Here is a 6,398-nt window from a genome sequence, read left to right as displayed (position 1 = left end):
TTCTGTTACGATATACATATTTTGTCAATCTTGATGCAATTTGTATATTATTAGGAGGTTTTTTTATAGAAAAGCAAGCGGTTTCAAAAAGGGGAGATGAATACAAAGATCGAAAAGGTTTCGGTACTCGTATCCAAATTTTTTTCATTCATTACAAATAGCACTCGAACAGTCGGACAATCGAGATGGAAAAGAATCCATCTCTTGTCCGAAGCCAATTCATCTCCCACCTACTCACTGGGCTACACCCTTCACGTTCCTTGAGGAAGGAGTATTCTTGGCTGAAATGATAAAAAAATCTTCACATGTAGTATGTACGGAGGTTATCTCATGGACTATTTACAAATTGTAGTTGGGGAATATTTGACGTTTACTCTTCATCATTAGATATGTGTAATAACGCTTCTTCGTCACTTAGTTTCGCTTCGCGCAATCGAATAAGCTCGTTTTCAAAAATTATATTCATGTAACTTCACCATCCTTCTTAAAGGAACTGTACTATTTGTTAGATGTTATAGATAAATCAGCAATGCGTGTTCTCCAAATCATATGATGACAACCCGCTCCCCAATAATCCATTAACAAATAGTCAGGACTTCCAAGCTTTTTCCTCCATATCGTTTGTGCATTTGTATATCCACTATCTAAACAAAACTCTGTAATATCTTTGGTCTGGAGTGTAAGAAGCATATCATGAAAAAGGAAACTTCCTATACCACGCTTTTGATAAGAGGGAAGTACAAAGACAGTTCCTATTTCATGCAATCCCTCGAATTCTTCGTTTGTACAAGTGCGAATCAATTCACTTGCAGGACCATATTCGATTGTACCGACAATCTTATTGCAACTTCTATCTATGGCTAATAAAAAGTAACGGTTTTCCCCATTACTATCGAAATCGCATTGTAAGTATTGTTTTTTCGTTACGATTTCATTTTGTATATCACTAAGTAAATGAGATAAACCTTCTTTAGCAAATGTATCTTGAATAACTGTACGGAAAAATTGATATAGCTCTTCTTTATCAGTAATGTTTGGTCTTCTTACTTCGATGTTATATATGTAACTCCCCCCTAACGAAAAGAGAGTAATATGCGAGAAAGCATACTACTCCTTAATTGACTAAATCGTTTTCTTTTCTAAAGTAACAAAGAGAACACTAATCACGATGAGTGCGCCGCCAATGAAAAAATTCATATGAAGTGTTTCATTTAAGAATAGCCAGCCTAATAGTGATCCAACGATAGGTTGAAAAAAGAAAAAGAGTGAACCAATGCTAGCATCCATTAACTCTAATCCTTTATTCCAAAGAAAAAAAGCACCGGCGGTTGAGACAATACCAATATATACTACGCCTTGTATAATATGAGGCTGAAAGCTCGTTATACTGTTAAATTGTAATTCCCAAATCATACAAGGTGTAATAAACAAAAGCGCAAAAAAGATAGCGTATGTTGTAATGGTTAATGAAGAAAAACGCTGCGCAGCAATTTTTACATAAATCGATAACAGTGCCCACGTAATAGCAGCTCCAACTAAAATTATTGTGCCGATAAAATATGCTCCAATTTCAATGTCTAAGCCAATGACAACGACAATACCAAACGTTGCTAAAATAACAGAAATGATTTTTCGAGCCGTTAATTGTTCTTTTAAAATAAGCTTTGCAAATAACACCATAAATGCTGGTGTTGCAGCCGTTACCAATGAGCCAGTATGAGCATCAGATAATTTCGTCCCAACGAATTGAAATGTAATTGAGATGAAATAACCGATAAATCCTATCCAAGCAAATAGGAGCCAGTCTTTTTTCTTAATTACAGCTGTTTGTTTCTTTTTCCGTTCCATCATTTTTAAAATACAAAACAAAAATACAAAAGCGATTACGAAACGAAGCCATACGAGTGTAAGTGGCGGAACGAAATCTAATATATATTTACTAACGACGTACATACTGCCCCAAATACTTGCTGCTAGTGATAGGCAAATTGCGCCTAAAAGTGTTTGTTTCATAAAGGAATTACCTCCGTCTTATTTAGGATTTTTATTGTTGAAATCCTTAAGACGAGGCATGATTTGTTTAATATACATTATGCCCGTCTTAAGTTAGAGACGGACAACTGGCTGATCGTTTTCAAATAGAGTGTTGAAGTACATCGTGAGTTCCTCCTTCCGATATAATAAAGTGAAACTTCACTCAGTGGGGGGCTTCATCCCTCACTGAGTGTTAGTTGAACCAATCGGGCATTTACGGACTGTTAATCTCCCACCTAAACTTCTTCGTTTTTTCTTAAGTTTTGAGGTGGGAGTCTTACAGCCCGTAAATGCGGGATAAAATCTTTTATATGTATTGTATCTTAATTTTCTGCCATTTAGAATGCTCGAACTGTTGTTTTCTGAAATTGAACATGGGGGAAAGGGATGGATTCTAAAAAGTAACAGAAAAGAAATAAGTATACATAACTATAAGTAAAAATACTTGTATTTTTACTATGTGAAATATGGCATAATAATCTTTATTATATATAGAAAAGTAAGGTATTTGAGAGGAGTTACATCATGAGTTACGCATTTGAAGTTGTAATTGATGCACCAATTGACGTTGTATTTGATTACATACATAATGATGAAAAAATAAAAGAGTGGAATACATTCATTGTAGAAAATCGTTATTTAGACGGAGCATCGAAGGAAAATCCACACGTTGGAGACAGGTACTTATCTATACAAAAGATTGGAAAAAAGATGATTGAAGTTGAGGTTGAATTGTTAGAGTATGATGCACCTTATGTTGCCGCAGTTGGCGGTGACATGAAGGAAGGTTATTCTGTTACAACGTATATGTTAGAAGAAAAGAGTGATGGTACACTTTTAACGATGATGGTTGAATATGAACCTCGTAATTTTTATTATAAACTCTTGTATAAAGTAACAAGCTGGATGACCCGTGCTGTATATATGCAGCAAGTAGAGCGTTTAGTAGAGTGTGTGGAATCAGAATATAATAAGAATGAAGTGATATAAATATAAAAAAACTCTGCATATAAAAGCAGAGTTTTTTATATCTTATTCATAAACCGTCACGTTTGACTGTATGGTTTTTATATTGTATGATGTTGTTAATACGTTTAGGGGGAGGGAACGATCGTTGGGAAGGTGTATCGAATCGGACAGTTGGCTGACATGGCTCACGTATCGAAACGAACGATTGATTATTATACGAATCTAGGTATTCTGAAAGCGGAGCGATCTCAATCTAATTATCGCTATTACGATGAAGCAGCAGTTGAAACATTACACTTTATTGAGAAGTGCAAAGAAATGCATATGCCGCTTTCGGAAATTAAAGACAGGATCGAAGAAAAGAAGCAAATCAACGTCAATGAATACGTTTCGAAGCAAGTCGATGAAGTCACTGAACACATCCATCGATTAGAAACAGAATTATCACATTTAAAGCCGTTGTTAGATGAATTAACAGATGCACAGCGGGAGAAACTATCAAAAAATTTATCAAATAAAACGACAGCTTTAATGCGAATGCTTCTACTATTTTAATAGTATACAAGTATCCCCGACTTTAATTTCTGTATAGCGCTTTGTTTTCAAATGAAAAAAAGCATTATTTATACAGGAGGTGGATACCTTAGTTTTTGAACTAAGGGGATCTTTTGGAGATATTTAATTTAATCATGGTTGCGATTTTAATCGCATTTACTGCATTCTTTGTGGCGGCAGAATTCGCCATCGTTAAAGTACGATCAAGTCGTATTGACCAACTTGTACTAGAAGGAAAGCGTGGCGCATTAGCAGCGAAAAAAGTAACATCGAATTTAGATGAATATTTATCAGCGTGTCAGTTAGGTATTACAGTTACTGCAATGGGATTAGGTTGGTTAGGAGAACCTACAGTTGAAAGGTTACTACATCCTCTATTTGATAAGTGGAATTTGAATCCATCTATTTCAAGTGTGCTAAGCTTTGGTATTGCGTTTATCCTTATGACGTATCTTCACGTTGTAGTTGGAGAATTAGCACCAAAAACGTTAGCAATTCAAAAAGCTGAAAGAGTAACGTTATTACTTGCTGGTCCGTTAATGCTGTTCTATAAAATAATGTACCCATTTATTTGGTTATTAAACGGTTCAGCTCGCATGATTACTGGTTTGTTTGGATTAAAGCCTGCTTCAGAACATGAAGCGGTTCACTCAGAAGAGGAACTACGTTTAATCCTTTCAGAGAGCTATGAAAATGGTGAGATTAACCAAGCTGAGTATAAATATGTAAACAATATTTTTGAATTCGATAACCGCATCGCAAAAGAAATTATGGTACCGCGCACAGAAATTGTTGGTTTTTACGCTAAGGATTCAGTAGAAGATTACATGAAAATTATCCAAAGTGAAAAATATACACGTTATCCGATTTTCGGAGAGGATAAAGATAATATTATCGGAATGGTGAACGTGAAAGACTTCTTTATTCGTTATATGAAAAATGATCAAGAAGAAATTTCATCGATTCGCACTTATATGCGTCCAATTATTGAAGTGATGGAGACGATTCCGATTCACGATTTACTTTTGGAAATGCAGAAAAAACGTATTCCAATGGCTGTTTTGTATGATGAATACGGCGGAACAGCTGGAATTGTAACGTTAGAAGATATTTTAGAAGAAATTGTTGGTGAAATTCGTGATGAGTATGATGAAGACGAACATCCACCAGTGCAACATATAAATGAAACACATAAAATTGTAGATGGTAAAGTATTAATCTCTGAAGTGAAAGACCTACTTGGTGTAAACATTGAAGAGGACGATGTAGATACAATTGGCGGCTGGATTATGATGCAAAATCATGAAATCAAAGAAGGTCAATGTGTAGAAGAAGAAGGATACGAGTTTAAAGTGCTTGAAAAAGATGCGCATCAAATTAAACGCGTTGAAATTAAAGAACTAGATCATCTAGAAGAGGAAGAAGCAGCAACTGTGTAGTTGCTGCTTTTTTGTATAGATATACATACATTAGTAAAAGATTAAAAAGTGCCAAAAAATTCTTAAGGAATTTATAAAAAATCCATCGATTTCTTACGTATATGTATGTTATGATGACAAAAGAATTTTTGAAAGAGGTGGGTGCATATGTTACAACCGCTGCTTATATTTGTATTACAGATTATTTATGTTCCAATTTTAACGATTCGTACGATTTTACTTGTAAAAAACCAAACGAAGTCCGCTGCGGGTGTCGGTTTATTAGAAGGTGCAATTTATATTGTTAGTTTAGGGATTGTATTTCAAGATTTATCAAACATGAAAAATATTGTTGCTTATGTAATTGGATTTAGTGCGGGATTATTACTAGGTGGTTATATTGAAAATAAATTGGCAATTGGTTATATTACGTACAATGTAAGTTTACTAGAACGTTGTAATGAGCTAGTGGATGCACTGCGTCAAGCTGGTTTTGGTGTAACGGTATTTGAAGGTGAAGGTATTAATTCAACGCGTTACCGTTTAGATATTGTTGCAAAACGTTCACGTGAAAAAGAGTTACTAGAAATCGTAAATTACATTGCACCAAAGGCGTTTATGTCTTCGTATGAAATTCGATCCTTTAAAGGTGGCTATTTAACAAAGGCAATGAAAAAACGTGCTTTAATGAAAAAGAACGATAATGTGTCATAATGAAAAGGAGGAGCTATTTATGGCTCCTCCTTTTACTTTTCTGTTAATGCTAATCGTAAGCCTAAGCATGTGAACAGGACGATTTTAGACCAGTTTATATATGTAGCAACTTTTGGTTTTTTTAACAGTTTGTTTGCGATTGCTCCTGCTAAAAATGAGACAATGGTAAAAATAACGATAGCTTGCATCATAAATAAAATGCCAAGAATGATCATTTGTATTGGTACTTGTCCGGCACTTGGTGTAACAAACTGTGGTAAAAAGGCTAAGAAGAATAGCGAAACTTTTGGATTTAAAATGTTCATGAAAATCCCTTTTTTGTATAGTGCGCTGTAATTTAATGTAACAGAAGCTTGTTCCCCAATTCCTTCTTTACGTTCTTTGAAAGCTTGCCATGCAAGATATAATAAATAAATGGCGCCAGCATATTTTACGATTTGAAATGCAGTAGTAGAATGATAGAAAATGGCGGAAATACCAAGTGCAGCAGCTAACGTATGTACTGTGATACCAGTGCAAAGGCCAAGTGCGGTCATAATGCCAGCTTTTTTTCCTTGTGTCATACTTTGAGCAAGCACAAATAAAATATCAGGTCCTGGCATTAATGTAAGCAGCATTGCCGCAAAGACAAATGCAATAAGATTTGAAATATCCATATTGTCACCTCTAATTTCATTTTCCTATAGATTACATGATTTATACAAAAAG

At 34.8% G+C, this 6,398-nt stretch carries 7 protein-coding genes; 4 read left to right on the top strand and 3 right to left on the bottom strand.

The features are described from left to right. Positions 1-498: 498 nt before the first annotated feature. Positions 499-1,062 carry a GNAT family N-acetyltransferase gene (locus BAMA_RS21395; RefSeq protein ID WP_034643445.1) on the bottom strand — a complete coding sequence of 188 codons (564 nt, stop codon included), beginning with the start codon at positions 1,060-1,062 and terminating at the stop codon, positions 499-501. 60 nt (positions 1,063-1,122) lie between these two features. Beyond that, entirely contained in the window at positions 1,123-2,013 is an 891-nt protein-coding gene (locus tag BAMA_RS21390; protein WP_034643442.1) for a DMT family transporter, read from the bottom strand. A gap of 546 nt (positions 2,014-2,559) precedes the next feature. Here BAMA_RS21390 and BAMA_RS21385 point away from each other — a divergent pair. From BAMA_RS21385 to BAMA_RS21370, 4 genes are all read left to right on the top strand, one after another. Continuing rightward, positions 2,560-3,024: an SRPBCC family protein gene (locus BAMA_RS21385; RefSeq protein ID WP_034643440.1), complete on the top strand. Its 465-nt coding sequence runs from the start codon at positions 2,560-2,562 to the stop codon at positions 3,022-3,024. Positions 3,025-3,156: 132 nt separating this feature from the next. Then, positions 3,157-3,558, top strand: a complete 402-nt coding sequence (locus BAMA_RS21380) for a MerR family transcriptional regulator (protein WP_034643437.1) — start codon at positions 3,157-3,159, stop codon at positions 3,556-3,558. A 113-nt stretch (positions 3,559-3,671) separates the two neighbouring features. Next, positions 3,672-4,997 carry a hemolysin family protein gene (locus BAMA_RS21375; RefSeq protein ID WP_034643434.1) on the top strand — a complete coding sequence of 442 codons (1,326 nt, stop codon included), beginning with the start codon at positions 3,672-3,674 and terminating at the stop codon, positions 4,995-4,997. A gap of 147 nt (positions 4,998-5,144) precedes the next feature. Then, on the top strand, positions 5,145-5,690 hold the full coding sequence (locus BAMA_RS21370) for a DUF2179 domain-containing protein (RefSeq protein WP_034643432.1): 546 nt from the start codon (positions 5,145-5,147) through the stop codon (positions 5,688-5,690). A gap of 32 nt (positions 5,691-5,722) precedes the next feature. Here the strand turns inward: BAMA_RS21370 and BAMA_RS21365 are convergent, their stop codons facing one another. Beyond that, entirely contained in the window at positions 5,723-6,346 is a 624-nt protein-coding gene (locus BAMA_RS21365) for a LysE family translocator (RefSeq protein WP_034643429.1), read from the bottom strand. Between the last annotated feature and the right edge of the window lie 52 nt (positions 6,347-6,398).

Source organism: Bacillus manliponensis, assembly GCF_000712595.1.
Lineage (GTDB): Bacteria > Bacillota > Bacilli > Bacillales > Bacillaceae_G > Bacillus_A > Bacillus_A manliponensis.
The sequence above is the reverse complement of the archived record's forward strand: the minus strand, read 5'-3'. Positions and strand labels throughout refer to the sequence as shown.

Excerpts from the sequence above, each read along its gene's own strand:
- BAMA_RS21390 (WP_034643442.1), bottom strand. The coding sequence starts at position 2,013 with ATGAAACAAACACTTTTAGGCGCAATTTGCCTATCACTAGCAGCAAGT.
- BAMA_RS21385 (WP_034643440.1), top strand. The coding sequence starts at position 2,560 with ATGAGTTACGCATTTGAAGTTGTAATTGATGCACCAATTGACGTTGTA.
- BAMA_RS21370 (WP_034643432.1), top strand. The coding sequence starts at position 5,145 with ATGTTACAACCGCTGCTTATATTTGTATTACAGATTATTTATGTTCCA.
- BAMA_RS21365 (WP_034643429.1), bottom strand. The coding sequence starts at position 6,346 with ATGGATATTTCAAATCTTATTGCATTTGTCTTTGCGGCAATGCTGCTT.